Raw genomic sequence first — 16,111 nt, 5'->3', positions numbered from 1 at the left:
TTACTTCCAGCCTGTTTTATTAAAGATTGCAATCGCCTCTTGATTATGCTCTCCTAAAGTATCAAAATCCAATTCTTGCATTTTGAAATCGCCCCAAGACTCTAGAATTTCTGGTTTTTTCGCCTCTGCATTAACTGGGAATTCATAGTTATTTGCAGATAAATATTCCTGTGCTTCTACACTTGTCATATATTCAATCAGTTTTGTTGCGTTTTCAGGATTTTTACTATGCTTTGTTAAACCAATTCCACTAATATTTACATGCGTTCCATTTGTTTCTTGGTTCGGGAAAAATACACCAATACTTTCTCCCACTTTTCTTTCTTCAGGGTCCGCTGAGTTCGCAAGCAGCCCAACATAGTATGTGTTCATAATTGCTACATCACCAGTACCAGCTACAATCGCTTTTGCTTGATCACGGTCACCGCCATCAGGTTGGCGAGCAAAATTATTAACGATTCCCTGTGCCCATTGCTCAGCCTGCTCTTCTCCGTTCAATTCAATGAAGGAAGCAAGAAGAGACTGATTATATTGGCTTGTTGAAGAACGAGCCAACACTTTCCCTTTCCATTTCTCGTCTGTTAAAGCTTCATATGTAGAAAGCTCATCTGGGGACACCCGATCTTTTGAGTAAACAATGACACGTGCTCTTGTTGATAATCCAATCCAGTTATTATCTGAATCGCGTAGGTTCTCAGGGACATTTTTATTTATGATATCGGAGTTAACTGGCTGAAGAATATCGTTTTTCTTTGCATTTGCAAGAACTCCGCCATCAACAGTAATAAATAAATCAGCCTGTGTGCTTTCACCTTCCCGTTTTAAACGCTCAATAAGTTCTTCTGCTTCACCTTTTACAACATTTACTTTAATGCCCGTTTCTTCTGTAAACTTCTTAAACACTTCTTCGTCAGCTTCGTAATGTCTAGCTGTATAAACGTTAACTTCTTGGCTCTCAGCTTTTTCAGGCTTTGAAGCTGGCTTTTCTTCCTCCGAGCTGTTGTCATTTGCTCCACAGCCAGCTAAGCCAATTGTAAGTGCAGTAGTTACAATGAAAGGCTTTAGTAATTTTGAAAGATTCATATGTATGTCCACCTTTTTTTATTTTCTCACATTGTGATAATGATAATTATTATCACTTACATATTTTATTCTACTGAGCATTCATATTCTTGTCAACAAGGAATTTATAATTATTGAATCTATTACTAAACTGTAAAAAATAGGCTATTTCGTATTTCCTAGTACCTTTTCCTACTAAATAAAGCAACCCATAAACGGGTTGCTTTACCATTTCTAATTTGCATCTCTTTTAAATGGCCACCAGTTTGCCTCTCCAAAGTTTTTGACCATGACCGGTATAAACAACGGCAGCATGACAATGGCATATAAGAATAAACCGACGATCACAATGGAAGCAATCTGCAGTAATGATAGCATTCCAGATGGCATCATGGCAGCGAATGTTCCACCTAAGATAATGGCTGCTGAGATGATTACCGTCCCCATCTTCTTCATCGAAAGAAGCATCGCCTCTGCAACAGATAGATTCTTATATTCATTAAAGCGATCCATTAAGAAAATACTATAGTCTACTCCCAATGCGACAAGGATAACAAATCCGAAAAACGGAACTGCCCAGCTAATGCCAGAATATCCTAAAATATTTACATAGATCGCTTCATTTATCGCCATTGATGTAAAGTAGGTTAAGATTAATGAACCAATAATATAGATCGGCATAATAATAGATCTGAATAAAAAGACTAAAATAATCGATATGCCAATTAACATGAAGACAACTGTACGCGAATAATCTTGATCCGACATTTTGCTTAAGTCCGCATTCGTACTAGTGACTCCGCCAACTGCAACAACTGCATTTTCAAGCTTCGTATTTTTTGTCGCTCTCTTTACAGCTTCTTTAATTTCGTCTACTTGATTAATGGCTTTATTTGAATATGGGTTTGCCTCAAAGATCACATCCATTGTCATGACCTTTCGATCCTCTGACATATAAACATCAATTACGCGAGCAAACTCTTCACTTTCTAAAACTTCTTTAGGCAAATAATAGCCGTCCATATTTTCTGAGCTAGATAATCCAGACAAATAATCCTGCGCAGACCCTAGACCTTCAGAAACTTGATTCAACCCTTCTGTACTTTGACTGAGCCCTTCTGTTAATTGATTAATTTGGCCTCCTAAATCACCAAAGCCTGAAAGAAGCTGCTTTTGGCCTTCATTGATGCTGCTTAGGCCGTTTGTAAGCTTTGGAACATTATTGACAATTTGTCCCTGGCCATCCGCTAATTGGTTTAACCCCTTTTGCTGCGCTTCTATACCTGCAAGTAATTGCTGCAGACCTCCTGCAAGCTCATTTTGACCTGCAATTGCTTTTTCAAAGCCTGTGTTAGCTCCTGCCATTCCACTATTAATTTTTGCTAGACCTGCATTAAGTTCATTAACATTTGCAGATAAGCCGCTTAATTGTTGCTGCAAACCAATGACTGTTTGTTTCATCGCTTGATATTGCTGGTCCTCAGCTAAGCCTGTATAGGTATTCTCTAAATAACCATACATGGCTCCATTTGCTTGTGCAATCCCATTAGATAATCCAGTTAATCCCTCACCAATTTTTTGATAATTGGTTGTTAGTGTGTTCAAATTTCCCTGTAATTCTTTATAGCCGCCATGAAGCTGTTGATAAACTGTTAATAATTCTTCTGCGCCTGCTTTTGATTTATTAAGACCTGCCTTAACCTGATCAGATCCTGCAGAGCCCTGGCGGATTCCATTTTCAATTTTTGAAAGATTCGTTTGAATTTCTTTTAGTCCTGACTGGATTTCGTTTGTTCCTGAAATCAAGTCATTGATGCCATTTGTTGCTTCTTTTAATTTTGGCTCAGACTTCGATAATTCACTTCCGGCTTCATTTAAGCCTTCACTAATTTTATCTAACCCTTCCTTCCCTTCACCTAAGCCTTCTTCAAGAGTCTCAGCTTGCTTTGCAATGAAGAAATCCTCGATCGGCTCCCCAGTAGGTCTTGTAACAGAACGTACCGTATCAACCAAATCTACTTTTTCTAATTCTTTGCTAATTTTTTCTGCCAAACCAATGTACTCAGTGGAATCCATCCTTTCATCGTTTTTCAATACGATCTGAGTTGGCATCGATTCCCCAGGACCAAAGCTATCAGCAATGGCATTGAAGGCTTTTATAGAATTAACATCTCCGCTAATTTCGTCCAAGGAATTATAGGATAACTCTCCGTCATATGTAACAAGAAAAGGCACACATACTGCAGCAACGATAAGTAAAGCAATGAACGGACGAGCCAATGAAAATCTTCCAACTATGCCCCAAAGCTTGCTTTCACCATGCTCCGCCTTGTTTTTTGAAGGCCAGAAAATTTTATTTCCTAACATAGCCATAAAAAATGGAACAATTGTAAATAACGCAAGCAATAGAACAGCCACCCCAATGGCAACGGCTGCTGCAGATTGATAAAGAATAAATTGCGAAAATCCGATCGCAGCAAATCCAATCATAACAGCGATTCCGCTAAAAAATACTGTGCGCCCAGCATTGCGGTATGTCTCAACAATGGCTTCTGATATACTCTCTCTTTGTGAAAGTTCTTCTTTATATCGGCTGAGCAACAAAATACAATAGTCTGTTCCGATACCGAATAATACGGCAACTAAGAAAATCTGTGTATAGTTTGATAGAGGAAAGTCCCACTTATCTACTAAAAACGCTACGATGGACTGGGATGCTAAATACGAAAATCCGACTGTCAATAAAGGAATAATTGGGGAAACAACCGATCTAAATACTAGTAATAAAACAACAAGAATGAAAACAACTGTAATCCCTTCTGTCTTCTTCAGCCCTTCCTCAGAGCTAGTCATTAAGTCCTCATTAATAAGCCATTCACTTGTAAAATAGTGATCTACTTTAATATCATCAAGTGCTTTGTACATAGCATCGCTTAATTCTTTAGGTTCCCTGTCATTCCAGCTGACAGTAACAGATGTTAAAATAGCCTTGCCATCCTTTGAAACAAGTTGATCCTTAAGGCCCTCTTCATTAAAATGAGTAAGAATTTCAGTTATTCCTAGCTCCTTCTCTTTATCTTTAAGAATCTGAATCGCTCTTTCCGCTTCATTTATATCCTCTTGAGTCAGTTTTTTATCATTATGAAAAACAAGAGCAATCTGGGTCTCATTCCCGCCGCCTTCCTGCTTGCGAACATCGTCCATAATATTTCCGGCTAATCTAGATGAATATTCATCAGGAACAGTAATTTGACCCTTTTCACGAACAAGATCTTGCATATTGGGAGCCGTCAAAAAAAGTCCAACTACAATGGCAATCCAGGCAATTATGACAAACCATTTGTTTTTTATGATAAAATTCATGCCCTATTCCCCCACCATAATTCTTTACTCTCTTTTAATACTTGATTTAACTTTTCATATGTTTCAATAAATTGCTTTATTTCACTTTGATCAAATTTCGTAATAAATGTTTCAACAAGCCTATAAATCCGTTCTTCTGCTTGATAAAACAGTTCATTTCCCTTATCTGTTAAAGTCAAATATACAACCCTTCGATCATTCTCATCACGAGTCCGCTTTATTAAACCCTTTTCCCATAATCGATTGATGATCGCAGTAATGGCACTTTTTTGTACATCGAATTCTTCTGCTAATTCTGTCGAGGTACAAGAGCCCGCCTTACTTATATAACGCAACGTGTAATGCTGATCATTCGTAAGATCACTGCCAATTTGGCACTTAACTAGAGCCTCCCCTCTTCGATGAACAGAAAAAGATAACTCAATATATCGATCGATTAATTCTTGAATCACTGTATCTGACATTTATGTCTATTCACCTCCAACTAAAATAATTCTACTATTTAATTATTAAATCGTTTAACTATTAACGTGTTTAACTTTATTGCACAAATCCTTTGTTGTCAATAAATATGATTGAATAGTGGGTAGCTTTATCAAACGGATTACAGGTATGTTTTTTTATCGCAGATTAACGGGCAGTAAGACCCCCACTGATGGAAGTTTCACTTTATGTACTGTCAGTTCTTATTGACTTAATATGTAACTAACTGTATACTTCTAAAAATTCAAACTAATTTTTAACAGAAATGTTTATTAATCTATAACTAATTGGTCACAACTGTAAGGTAATATGACCAATTGCTAGATTGCGGGGATATATGATGAGTTCTAGTAGTGTTGTTCAATCAAATTCAAGAAAAAAAGGAATTTCTCTAGTACTTGCCGGAGCGATTTTTTGGGGAGTTTCAGGAACTGTAGCACAGTACCTTTTTCAGCAAGGATTCAGCCCAGAGTGGTTAGTAGTCATCCGGTTATTGGTGGCAGGTATTCTGTTATTAGGAATTGCCTATAAAAATGAGAAACATAAAGTTTGGGGAATTTGGAAAAATAAGCATGATAGAGTTCATATTATCATCTTCGGAATCCTTGGGATGTTAGCTGTCCAATATACATTTTTTGCTGCTATTAAGCACGGAAATGCAGCAACTGCTACCGTACTGCAATACTTGGCTCCAGTCCTTATCATGTGCTATTCAGCATTTCGTGCAAAACGGTTACCAACTTTGATGGAGGGTTTGGCATTAGTTTTGGCCGTTTCAGGCACTTTCTTGCTTGTTACCCAAGGAAGTATCCACACACTCTCTATATCAGGCTTAGCATTATTTTGGGGTCTTACTTCAGCGGTCGCATTAGCATTTTATACACTTCATCCTCTCCAGCTGCTCGTAAAATGGGGATCAACCATTGTGGTTGGATGGGGTATGTTAATAGGCGGAATAAGTTTTAGCTTTATTCATCCTCCATGGTTGTTCGAAGGTCAGTGGTCCCTTCCTACTTTCTTTGCCGTCCTATTCATCATTGTATTTGGAACAATTATTGCTTTCTATTGCTATTTAGAAAGTCTTAAATATATTAGTGCATCTGACACTAGTTTACTAGCTTGTGCTGAACCACTGACAGCGGCATTTTTAGCCATTGTATGGCTTCATGTCACTTTCGGTTATGCTGAATGGTTAGGAACGATATGTATTTTAAGTACAATCGGCATCCTTTCCATTAGAAAAGAAAAGAACAAAATACAAGTAAATGAGCAAGTTAATCAAAAAGTGAATTAATACGGATTTCTCTTCCTTACATTGCCGAGACCAATTGCTGTCTTGGCATATTTTATTACCTGTCAAAGGGGTGGCTTATTTTGTATATCGCCCAAGGAAATAGGAACAAATGCGCAAGCGCCTTGCTCACCTCCGACAAGCACACGAGCCTCACGGAAAGGTGTTCTTTACCTTTCTGGGAGGATTGGCTTGTGACCTCGAGGAGGTAGGCGCTGGAGCTGAACGTAGATAAACTATATCTCGAGTTATCAACAGATAGCGCAAATTATAATTTCCTATACAAAAAAAAGACAGTCTCCCTTTTCTGGGGCTGTCCAATTTCCGCTATTTACGTGCTACCCTTTTTTTAACAAATAAAACAATAAATAAAATGAACAGGAGTGCCAAAATGATATAGACAACATTTGAATAAATATCCATGTATTTAACAATATCTTCCCACGAAGCCCCAACTACTGCGCCAATATTCACAAGAATCACATTCCAAATCGTTGTTCCGAGTGTTGTGAAAATCAGGAATAACCATATATTCATATGTGACATTCCAGCAGGGATCGAGATTAGACTTCTAATTAAAGGAACTAATCGGCAGAAAAAAACAGTCCAAACGCCATATTTATTAAACCAATCTTCTGCCTTATGAATGTCTTTTTTAGTTAATCGAAGAATATGACCCCATTTATCAATGATTCTCTCCATTCTTTCCACATCAATGAGTCGGCCAATGCCGTAAAGAATAACCGCTCCTCCAACAGAACCAATGGTTGAAAATACAACGACCCCCATTACACTTAAATCTGTTGTCGTCGTCATAAAGCCTCCAAAAGTTAGAATAACCTCAGAGGGAATGGGCGGAAAGATATTTTCTAAAGCGATTAATAGCATAATTCCTATATATCCGAATTCGTTCATTATATCTGTAATCCAGATTTCCATTATATATGCTCCTATTAAAAGTCTATTTTGAAGCTTTCTCTTTCGTTCTTTACTGCATTATTATATCATCAACACAGTCTTCTGAATAAATTAGAAGCTCTAATTTATAGCTAGCTGTATTTTAAATCGTTCAGCTGAACATTTCCCTCGAGAGTTTCTAATTTTATTATCTCCTTAAATAAACCTAGCAACCATATCTACTGTTTTTTTCCAGTCTAGTATGGATCTTTGCAACAGTTTCAAGCCATCTTCTGTAACCGTATAGTATTTACGCCGGCCTCCATGACTTTCATTTCCCCAGGAGGAAGATATCGCTTGTTGTTTCTCTAATCGTTTCAGTGATAAATATAGGGTAGCTTCCTGAATTTCAAATGTTCCTTCTGTTCTTATCTTTATCGCCTTTGATATTTCATATCCATAATTTTCTTTTTCCTTAAGAATGGAAAGAATAAGAAGGTCAATCGTCCCTTTTAACATCTCTTTGTTCAAAATCATGACCTCCAGCATTATTACTTATAATAATTAAGCAATTGCAATGATAAATTAAATTACTTAAATGAACAAGGTACTAATGAAGTATTAATAGTTTCATACATAAAGTGAAACTTCCATCAGTGGGGGTTTTTCGACGCACAGGACGTGCTAGTGCCGACGTTGCCACAGGACGTGGCGTTCTTAGTCGGCCTTCATCCCCCACTGATGGTTAGTTGCGGCCCACAGGAAGTGGGTCACGCAGACGTTGCCACTCGATGTGGCGCCTTTTAGTCTGTGTTCATTTTACGGGCTTTTACGGGCAGTTGTCCCCCACCTATCTTCCTCGCTTCTCTCTCAATCTTGAGGTGGGGGGCTTACTGTCCGTTAATGCGGGATAAACGATGATTTAGAATTTGATTATAATAGAGTTTTCACTTGTGTGAAAGTTTTTGAGCCTATTCTTTTCATATTGAACTTTTATTTTATGTGTGATATGCTCAAGCCAACAACTTAGGAAATGCAGTAACTGACGACAATAGTGGAAATAACCACATGGAAACTGCATTTTATATAGTCGGGTCGTCTGGGCAGAGATAGGGATAATATATCCCTATCTCTTTTATTTTTTTAGGAGGTATTAATATGGAAAAGATTATTCTAGATGGGAAGCTTGTTGCAAAAAAAATAACAGATTCATTGAAAGAACGAGTAACTAATTTAAAGTCAAAAGGAATTACTCCATGTCTTGCTACTATTTTAGTAGGGAATGATCCATCTTCAGAAACTTATGTGAAAATGAAAGGCAATGCATGTGGAAGAATTGGAATTCAATCCTTGCGTATTCATCTCCCAAAAGAAACCGAAACAAAGGAACTATTAGAGACCATTGAAAAATTAAATCTGGATCCATCCGTTCACGGGATTCTGCTTCAACATCCAGTTCCTTCACATATTGATGAGCGCAAAGCTTTTGAAACTATTGATATAAAGAAAGATGTGGATGGAGTGACTAGCACAGGTTATGGACAAACCGCTTTTGGTTTTGGAACATATCCTTCCTGTACTCCTGCAGCTATCATGGAAATCATAAAACATTATAATATTCATATTGATGGGAAACATGCCGTTGTTATCGGGAGAAGCCCTATTTTAGGCAAGCCTGTATCAGCTTTACTTTTAAATGAAAATGCAACAGTCACTACTTGTCATTCACACACTACAAATTTACCAGAAATCGTAAAACAGGCTGATATTGTCGTAGCAGCTGTAGGAAAACCTAATTTTATTCAAGGTGATTGGATAAAAAAAGGAGCAGCTGTCCTAGATGCAGGTTATAACAAAGGAAATATCGGTGACGTTGATTATGAGGCATGTTATGAAAATGCTAGTGCTATTACTCCTGTTCCTGGTGGGGTTGGCCCAGTAACGATATCTATGTTATTAAAACATACGGTCGATGCAGCAGAAAACCCAATGAATATCCCGTCTCTTTAATATTAAGATTTGAGCCGAGCTTATTTCATCGCTCGGCTCTTACATTTTAAAAATGCTCTTGTAAAGCTAGTTTTTTCAAAAAGAGAGTTTGACTCCGTTATGGAATCAAGCTTCTAATACTTATCCAGCCACTTTCTTTGCAAATTGGCTGTTATAAAGCTCAGCATAGAAGCCATTTTCCTCTAAAAGCTCTTCATGTGTACCTTGCTCAATTACTTTCCCTTGATCCATGACTAAGATTAAATCAGCATCCCGAATTGTTGAGAGGCGATGGGCAATAACAAAGCTTGTTCTTCCTTCCATTAATCTGTTCATTGCTTGTTGAATAAGTACCTCTGTTCGTGTATCGACACTTGAGGTTGCTTCATCAAGGATCATAATTGGAGGATCAGCAAGTACTGCCCGAGCTATAGTCAACAGTTGCTTTTGTCCCTGAGAAATATTGGATGCTTCCTCATTTAGGACAGTATCATATCCATCTGGAAGCGTTCGAATAAAATGATCTGCTCGTGCTGTCTTTGCAGCTAAGAAAACTTCTTCGTCCGTCGCACCTTTTTTGCCATAAGCTAAGTTTTCCTTAATTGTTCCATTAAAGAGCCATGTGTCTTGAAGCACCATTCCAAAGGTAGAGCGAAGATCTTCACGAGACATATCACGTGTGTCGTATCCATCAATCGTGATTTTCCCACCATTTATTTCATAAAACCGCATTAATAGATTAATGAGCGTCGTTTTTCCGGCTCCAGTTGGCCCAACAATAGCGACTGTCTGTCCAGGGAGAACTTTAATATTCATATCTTCTATTAATAATTCATCTCCATACCCGAAATCGACATGCTCAAATGCAACTGCACCTTTTGAACGCTGTAAAGTAACGGAATTTGCTTCTTGAACTTCTTCCTCTTCATCTAGCAGTTCGAAAACCCGCTCTGCTGCAGCGATAGTAGCCTGAATGATGTTCGCAATATTTGCTGTTTGTGCTATCGGCTGTGTAAATTGACGCGAATACGTAATAAACGCTTGAATATCACCAATAGAAATTGCTCGATTAGTAACTAAAATACCGCCGACAATACAAATTAAAACATAGCCTAAATTACCAACAAAAGACATCATCGGCATGATAATACCCGAAATAAATTGAGCCTTACGGCCTGCATCATATAACTCTTCATTCACTTTATCAAATTCAGCAATGGCCTTTTTCTCATGACCAAACGCTTTCACAACTTGGTGACCGGTATACATTTCTTCAATATGTCCATTTAATTCCCCAAGTGTTCGCTGTTGATTAGCAAAGTGTTTTTGTGACTTTTTCAAAAATGGCCTAATCACAAAAATTGAAAGCGGAAGTGTGACAATTGAAATCAGCGTTAATATCGGACTGATGGTGAGCATCATGATGATAATTCCTACGATCGTTACAATCGATGTAATAAACTGAGTCATACTTTGCTGAAGTGTACTGCCAATTGTATCAATATCATTTGTCACACGGCTTAATATTTCCCCATTTGGACGACCATCAAAATATTTTAGCGGCAGTTTTTCAAGCTTTCCATTTACATCTTCCCTTATAGTATAGACCGTCTTTTGGGCTACACCAGCCATGATGTACTGCTGAATATAACTAAAGATGCTACTTGTAACATATAAGCCTGCTAAAAGTAGTAACAATCTGCCAATTGCATCAAAGTTAATTCCTGCGCCAGGTACTTCCTTGTACATTCCGTATGCACCTTCAAAAAGTTCAGTCAGCGCATTCCCCATGATCTTCGGTCCTGCAATCATAAAAACAGTACTCATAATAGCCGCAAAAAACACAGCTATTAACTGATTACGGCGCGGTTTCAAATATCTGAGCAGACGACGTAAAGTTCCTTTAAAGTCTTTCGCCTTCTGACCAGCTATCATCATATTTCCATGTCCCATTGGCCCTCCGCCATGAGAGTGCGATTTCTTATGCTTACTCATGCAATTTCCTCCTCTGAGAGCTGGGATTCAACAATTTCACGGTAGACTGCATTGTTTTCAAGCAGCTCTGTGTGCGTACCGATTCCGGCAATTTCCCCTTTATCTAACACAATGATTCGATCTGCTTCGATAACAGTGCTGACCCGTTGTGCAACAAGCAAAACCGTTGATTCCTTCGTTTCATCCTTTAATGCTGCACGTAATTTTGCATCTGTTTTATAATCAAGAGCTGAAAAACTGTCATCAAAAATGTAAATATCCGGTTTTCTAACGAGAGCTCTTGCAATCGATAAGCGCTGTTTTTGTCCTCCTGAAACATTTGAACCACCTTGTGAAATGATAGAATCATAGCCATTCTCCATTTTGCTAATGAAATCTTCGGCTTGCGCTATTCGTGCTGCATGCTCGATTTCGTCCTGAGTTGCATCTTCCTTCCCAAAACGAATATTATCAGCAATTGTCCCTGTAAAAAGCAATGCCTTTTGTGGAACAAAGCCAATTTTCGAACGAATTTCCTCTTTAGAAGCGTCAAGTACATTGATTCCGTTTACGCGAATCACACCGCTTGAAATATTATAAAAACGAGGTACTAAATTCACAAGGGTTGACTTCCCAGCGCCAGTTCCGCCAATAATCGCAGTTACTTCTCCTGATCCAGCTTGAAAACTTATATCAGATAAGGCAGGTTCTTCCGCTCCCGGATAATGAAAGGTAACATGCTCAAATTCAAGCGTACCGCGACTTCGGTCTGCTTTATCCGTTCCCTCTTTAGAGGTTTTAGGCTTCATTTCAAGCACTTCATTAATTCTGTTTGCCGAAACAGCAGCACGTGGAATCATAACAAACATCATCGATGCCATGACAAGAGCAAACATAATTTGCATCACGTATTGAATGAAAGCCATCAAATCCCCTATCTCCATCCCGCCATTATCAATGCGAATACCGCCAAACCAAATGACAGCAACGATTGTTAAATTCATGACGAGCATCATAATCGGCATCATAAATGCTATGACTTTATTGACTTTGATCGATACATCTGTTAAATCCTTATTGGCCTTCTGCAGCCGATCTTTTTCTTGTTTCTCTCGATTAAAAGCACGAATCACACGAATACCTGTTAAGTTTTCACGTAAAACAAGGTTTAATTGATCAAGTCGTTTTTGAACTATTTTAAAAAGAGGCATGCCTTTTTTCATAATGAGAAAGATTGAGCCAACCAATATTGGTATTGTTGCTACAATGATTAATGATAGCTTTTCATCCTTCGAAACGGCCATCATCACTCCACCAATAAACATAATCGGAGCACTAACAACGAAACGAAGCATCATGATTACGACTTGCTGTATTTGGGTGATATCATTCGTTGTTCTTGTAATGAGTGAGGCTGTTCCGACCTTATCAAAATCCTGGAGAGAAAAATTCTCCACATGTGTAAAAACCTTCCGGCGGATATCTTTTCCCAGCCCCATCGCCGCTTTAGAAGAATAATAGCTTGCAGCAACCGATGCACATGCCCCTATTGCAGCAACTAAAAGCATGAAACCGCCAATTTTCCAAATATATGATTTATCTCCTGTTACTACTCCCTTGTCAATAATATCTGACATCAAGGTTGGCAAAAATAAATCTGCCATGGACTGTACAAAAACAAGTCCAAATACAGCTAATACAATCCACTTATACAATGAAAGATTCTTTAAAAGTTTAATCATGTTTGCTTTCTCCATTCTCTTCAGATTCATTTTCTAAAAATGAGGCAATTTGTCGAAGTGAACAAAGTAATTCATCATATTGCTTAACAGACAGTGTATCAATGGCAGATTCAAAGGCATGGTGTATGCTGCCTTCCTTGCGCTTGATTGTTTCATAAAGCATTTTTCCTTTTTCACTAACAATTAGCTGCATTTCTCTCCTGTTCTCTTTAACTGGGTGACGATTAATCAATCCCGCTTGAACAAGTCCATCCACTGCCTGGCTTAATGTGCTCTTTGGAAATTGCATGACCGTTCCGAGCTGCTTTTGAGTCATTTCCTTACGCGGCGTTAATGTCATTAATACCGCGTATTGAGGGACTGAAAGGTTATTGTCCGCTGCTGACTTCTGCACGATTCGCCTCATGCTCAAATTCACACGCCACAATGTACGGAATAGCTCCGACGAACGTAAGAATGCTTGATTTTCAATTTCCATAATTTATATCACTCCGTTCAAAACAAAACAGTTCTAAAATGAACAATTAAAAAAACTAGTGTTTTAAATTTACTCCTATTTTTTAATATAGTCAATAAATAAATAGTGTTTATTGTTTGTTTACAAATAATGTCAGGAAAAGACCTCATAAAAGGTGTGGTAAATATGGTTGATCAAATACTTTTGAAATCCAGGAGGGAAAATGAGTAAGATTTCAAGCAATATTAAACTAGTCATAGATTCTTACTTCGGTTTACTAGACTCAAAGCTGCCGAATATTCTTGAATCCTATTATGTATACGGTTCCATCTCACTGGGAGCATTTTTAGATGGTTTAAGTGATGTTGATTTTATAGCAGTTTTACAAAGGAAACTAACCAATACAGATATCGCAGCATTAAAAGAAGTTCATAAACAAATTCAGAAAAGATATCTAAGAACGAGCTTGGATGGGATTTATGTCATGCAAAGTGATTTAGAGTCACTAAAAAATGAGAATTCATGCCTTGAATTTAGGGAAGGGAAATTTCAAGGTCATACGAAATTCAACAAAAATTCTATTGATGCTTTTCAACTAAAAAAATATGGAATTGCCCTCAAAGGAAGAGATGCTGAGACTTTAAATTACACGGTAAATTGGGAAGAACTGCTTAGTGGGATGCATGAAAACCTTAATACTTATTGGAAAAATTGGAGAGACAACTGTGGAAAATTTCCTTCCATTCATTACGCAGGCCTATTCTTTAGTTTAAGTATGATTGAGTGGGGAGTTCTCGGTATTACACGTCTTTTTTATACTTTTCTAGAAAATGATATTATTTCAAAAGTTGGAGCCGGAGAATATGCATTAAGAACAGTGCCTCCAAGGTGGCATAAAATTATTAATGAATCAATGCGGCTGCGTAAAGGAATTACCCAGTCGTATTATACATCTAGAATCGAAAGAAGAAATGACGCTCTACTATATATGGACTTTATTATTCAAGAGAGCAACAAGCTATTCCTAGATGCAAATATTAAGTAAAACTTCTATTCGTAAGATTTTTGTTGTATGATAAATCACTCCCATTTATGAATAGTCTGAAGTAAGAACAAAAGAGGTGTCTCTAAGCCGAAATTACGACTTATGAGACAGCCTCTTGATTAAAAAATACATGGATATGGATTATTTTCCGTTACTTCTTAATTTTCCGCTTCCTCTAACCGATTGGCCTTGGCTATTCGCATTTTATAAATCGCAATCAGCATAATAAACCAAACAGGTGTTATGAATAAGGCAACTCGAGTATCCTCCGCAAGTGCAAGTACGACAAGAATAAAGGCAAGAAAAATAAGAATCAGGTAATTCGAAAATGGATAAAGTGGCATTTTAAATTTATTCACCTTCGCTAGATCAGGTCTAGTTTTTCGGTATTTCAAATGGCAAATAACTGTAATTCCCCAAATAAAAATGAAACATACTGTAGAAACACTTGTAATCAGAGTAAATACTCCTTCAGGCATTATATAGTTCAAAACAACAGCAATTAGAATGACAACCGTTGAAAAGAACAATGCATTGGAAGGGACTTTACGTGAAGTAAGTTTTGTCATTGGTATAGGTGCATCTTTATCTTTTGCAAGTGAATATAGCATCCGGCTTGTACTGAAGATAGCACTGTTACATGCCGAAGCTGCGGATGTTAGTACAACAAAATTGACGATACCAGCAGCTGCAGCAATACCAACTGCCACGAATACTTGTACAAATGGACTTTCCATTGGGTTAACGGCGTTCCACGGATAAATACTCATAATAACAATAAGTGAACCGATATAGAAAATTAAAATTCGAATGGGAATATTATTGATAGCTTTTGGAATAACTCTTTCTGGGTCTTCTGTTTCACCTGCTGTTAGTCCGACCAGTTCAATACCAACAAACGCAAACACAACCATCTGGAATGAAAGGATAAATCCATCTATGCCATTCGGAAACATGCCGCCGTGGCTCCATAGATTCGTGAAACTTGATGCGCCCGAATTAGTGGAAAACCCTTTAATAATCATGAAAATGCCGATTACAATAAGTGCTAGAATCGCGATGACTTTAATTAATGCGAACCAGAACTCCATTTCCCCAAAAAGTTTTACGGTTGCAAGGTTCATAAATAGCAAAATGACCAGTACAATTAATCCTGGCATCCACTGTGGTACATCCGGAAGCCAAAACTGGGTATAGAGACCAACAGCTGTTAAGTCAGCCATTGCGATTGAAATCCAGCAAAACCAGTAGGTCCAGCCAGTGATAAATGCTGCCATGTTGCCTAAATAGTCTCTTACGAAGTCAACAAAAGAATGATAATTTAAATTGGATAGGAGCAGTTCTCCGAGTGAACGCATGATTAAAAAGCAAATTACACCTGTAATCATGTAAGCAAATAAAATCGACGGACCTGCTAAATGAATCGACTTTCCTGCTCCAAGAAATAGACCCGTTCCGATTGCACCGCCAATAGCGATTAGTTGTACATGTCTGTTTTTTAGACCTCTTGACAATTCTTGCTGCTTCATGATGATTCACCACTCTCTGTTTTTCTAGTTTGTCTACAATTTTCAGCAAGAGACGCAATAATATAACAATTTTAAATTGACTACATAATTGGATTTTACCATATTATCTGTAAATTCGACAATAAGAGGGAAGTACTAGGTCCCGAATGAAAGTATAAAGTGAAACTGCTATCCGTTGTTTTCTCATCCTCTGCTGATTGCTTGTTGCATGAATAAGGCTTTACAATAAGCATTTGCTTAATCAAAATAGGTATTCTGGCTGCCATAAACTAGAAAACT

General features: G+C 37.8%; 12 protein-coding genes and 1 riboswitch. Of the genes, 3 read left to right on the top strand and 9 right to left on the bottom strand.

Annotation, left to right across the window (positions count from 1 at the left end):
* The 3 genes from KHA94_RS10605 to KHA94_RS10595 form a co-directional block, all read right to left on the bottom strand.
* A complete protein-coding gene (locus KHA94_RS10605) occupies positions 1-1,083 on the bottom strand; it encodes a Fe(3+) ABC transporter substrate-binding protein (protein WP_213102062.1) in 1,083 nt (360 codons plus the stop codon).
* Positions 1,084-1,296: 213 nt separating this feature from the next.
* Positions 1,297-4,425, bottom strand: coding sequence for an MMPL family transporter (locus KHA94_RS10600; RefSeq protein WP_213102061.1), 3,129 nt, complete (start codon positions 4,423-4,425; stop codon positions 1,297-1,299).
* Positions 4,422-4,889 carry a MarR family winged helix-turn-helix transcriptional regulator gene (locus KHA94_RS10595; protein WP_213102060.1) on the bottom strand — a complete coding sequence of 156 codons (468 nt, stop codon included), beginning with the start codon at positions 4,887-4,889 and terminating at the stop codon, positions 4,422-4,424. The genes KHA94_RS10600 and KHA94_RS10595 overlap by 4 nt, the downstream gene beginning before the upstream one ends.
* Positions 4,890-5,248: 359 nt before the next feature.
* On the opposite strand from KHA94_RS10595, the gene KHA94_RS10590 reads away from it, so the two are divergent.
* Positions 5,249-6,202, top strand: coding sequence for a DMT family transporter (locus tag KHA94_RS10590; protein WP_213102059.1), 954 nt, complete (start codon positions 5,249-5,251; stop codon positions 6,200-6,202).
* A 324-nt stretch (positions 6,203-6,526) separates the two neighbouring features.
* On the opposite strand, the gene KHA94_RS10585 is transcribed toward KHA94_RS10590, so the two are convergent.
* A complete protein-coding gene (locus KHA94_RS10585; protein ID WP_213102058.1) occupies positions 6,527-7,138 on the bottom strand; it encodes a DedA family protein in 612 nt (203 codons plus the stop codon).
* A 174-nt stretch (positions 7,139-7,312) separates the two neighbouring features.
* On the bottom strand, positions 7,313-7,633 hold the full coding sequence (locus tag KHA94_RS10580) for a PadR family transcriptional regulator (protein ID WP_249365427.1): 321 nt from the start codon (positions 7,631-7,633) through the stop codon (positions 7,313-7,315).
* A gap of 491 nt (positions 7,634-8,124) precedes the next feature.
* Positions 8,125-8,208: riboswitch (ZMP/ZTP riboswitch) on the top strand.
* A gap of 46 nt (positions 8,209-8,254) precedes the next feature.
* Between KHA94_RS10580 and KHA94_RS10575 the strand changes: the two genes are divergently transcribed.
* Positions 8,255-9,106: a bifunctional 5,10-methylenetetrahydrofolate dehydrogenase/5,10-methenyltetrahydrofolate cyclohydrolase gene (locus KHA94_RS10575; RefSeq protein ID WP_213102056.1), complete on the top strand. Its 852-nt coding sequence runs from the start codon at positions 8,255-8,257 to the stop codon at positions 9,104-9,106.
* A 120-nt stretch (positions 9,107-9,226) separates the two neighbouring features.
* Here the strand turns inward: KHA94_RS10575 and KHA94_RS10570 are convergent, their stop codons facing one another.
* From KHA94_RS10570 to KHA94_RS10560, 3 genes are read right to left on the bottom strand one after another with little or no spacing between them, the layout of a single operon-like run.
* Positions 9,227-11,080, bottom strand: coding sequence for an ABC transporter ATP-binding protein (locus KHA94_RS10570; RefSeq protein ID WP_213102055.1), 1,854 nt, complete (start codon positions 11,078-11,080; stop codon positions 9,227-9,229).
* On the bottom strand, positions 11,077-12,801 hold the full coding sequence (locus KHA94_RS10565) for an ABC transporter ATP-binding protein (protein WP_213102054.1): 1,725 nt from the start codon (positions 12,799-12,801) through the stop codon (positions 11,077-11,079). Before KHA94_RS10565 ends, KHA94_RS10570 begins: the two co-directional genes overlap by 4 nt.
* Positions 12,794-13,279, bottom strand: a complete 486-nt coding sequence (locus tag KHA94_RS10560; protein WP_213102053.1) for a MarR family winged helix-turn-helix transcriptional regulator — start codon at positions 13,277-13,279, stop codon at positions 12,794-12,796. The genes KHA94_RS10565 and KHA94_RS10560 overlap by 8 nt, the downstream gene beginning before the upstream one ends.
* A gap of 202 nt (positions 13,280-13,481) precedes the next feature.
* Here KHA94_RS10560 and KHA94_RS10555 point away from each other — a divergent pair, with 202 nt between their 5' ends.
* Positions 13,482-14,303: an aminoglycoside adenylyltransferase domain-containing protein gene (locus KHA94_RS10555; protein ID WP_213102052.1), complete on the top strand. Its 822-nt coding sequence runs from the start codon at positions 13,482-13,484 to the stop codon at positions 14,301-14,303.
* Between the two features lie 158 nt (positions 14,304-14,461).
* Here KHA94_RS10555 and KHA94_RS10550 read toward each other — a convergent pair whose 3' ends face one another.
* Positions 14,462-15,832 carry an amino acid permease gene (locus KHA94_RS10550; RefSeq protein WP_213102051.1) on the bottom strand — a complete coding sequence of 457 codons (1,371 nt, stop codon included), beginning with the start codon at positions 15,830-15,832 and terminating at the stop codon, positions 14,462-14,464.
* Between the last annotated feature and the right edge of the window lie 279 nt (positions 15,833-16,111).

Source organism: Cytobacillus citreus, assembly GCF_018343665.1.
Lineage (GTDB): Bacteria > Bacillota > Bacilli > Bacillales > Cytobacillaceae > Cytobacillus > Cytobacillus citreus.
This window is presented reverse-complemented; position numbering and strand designations above follow the sequence as displayed.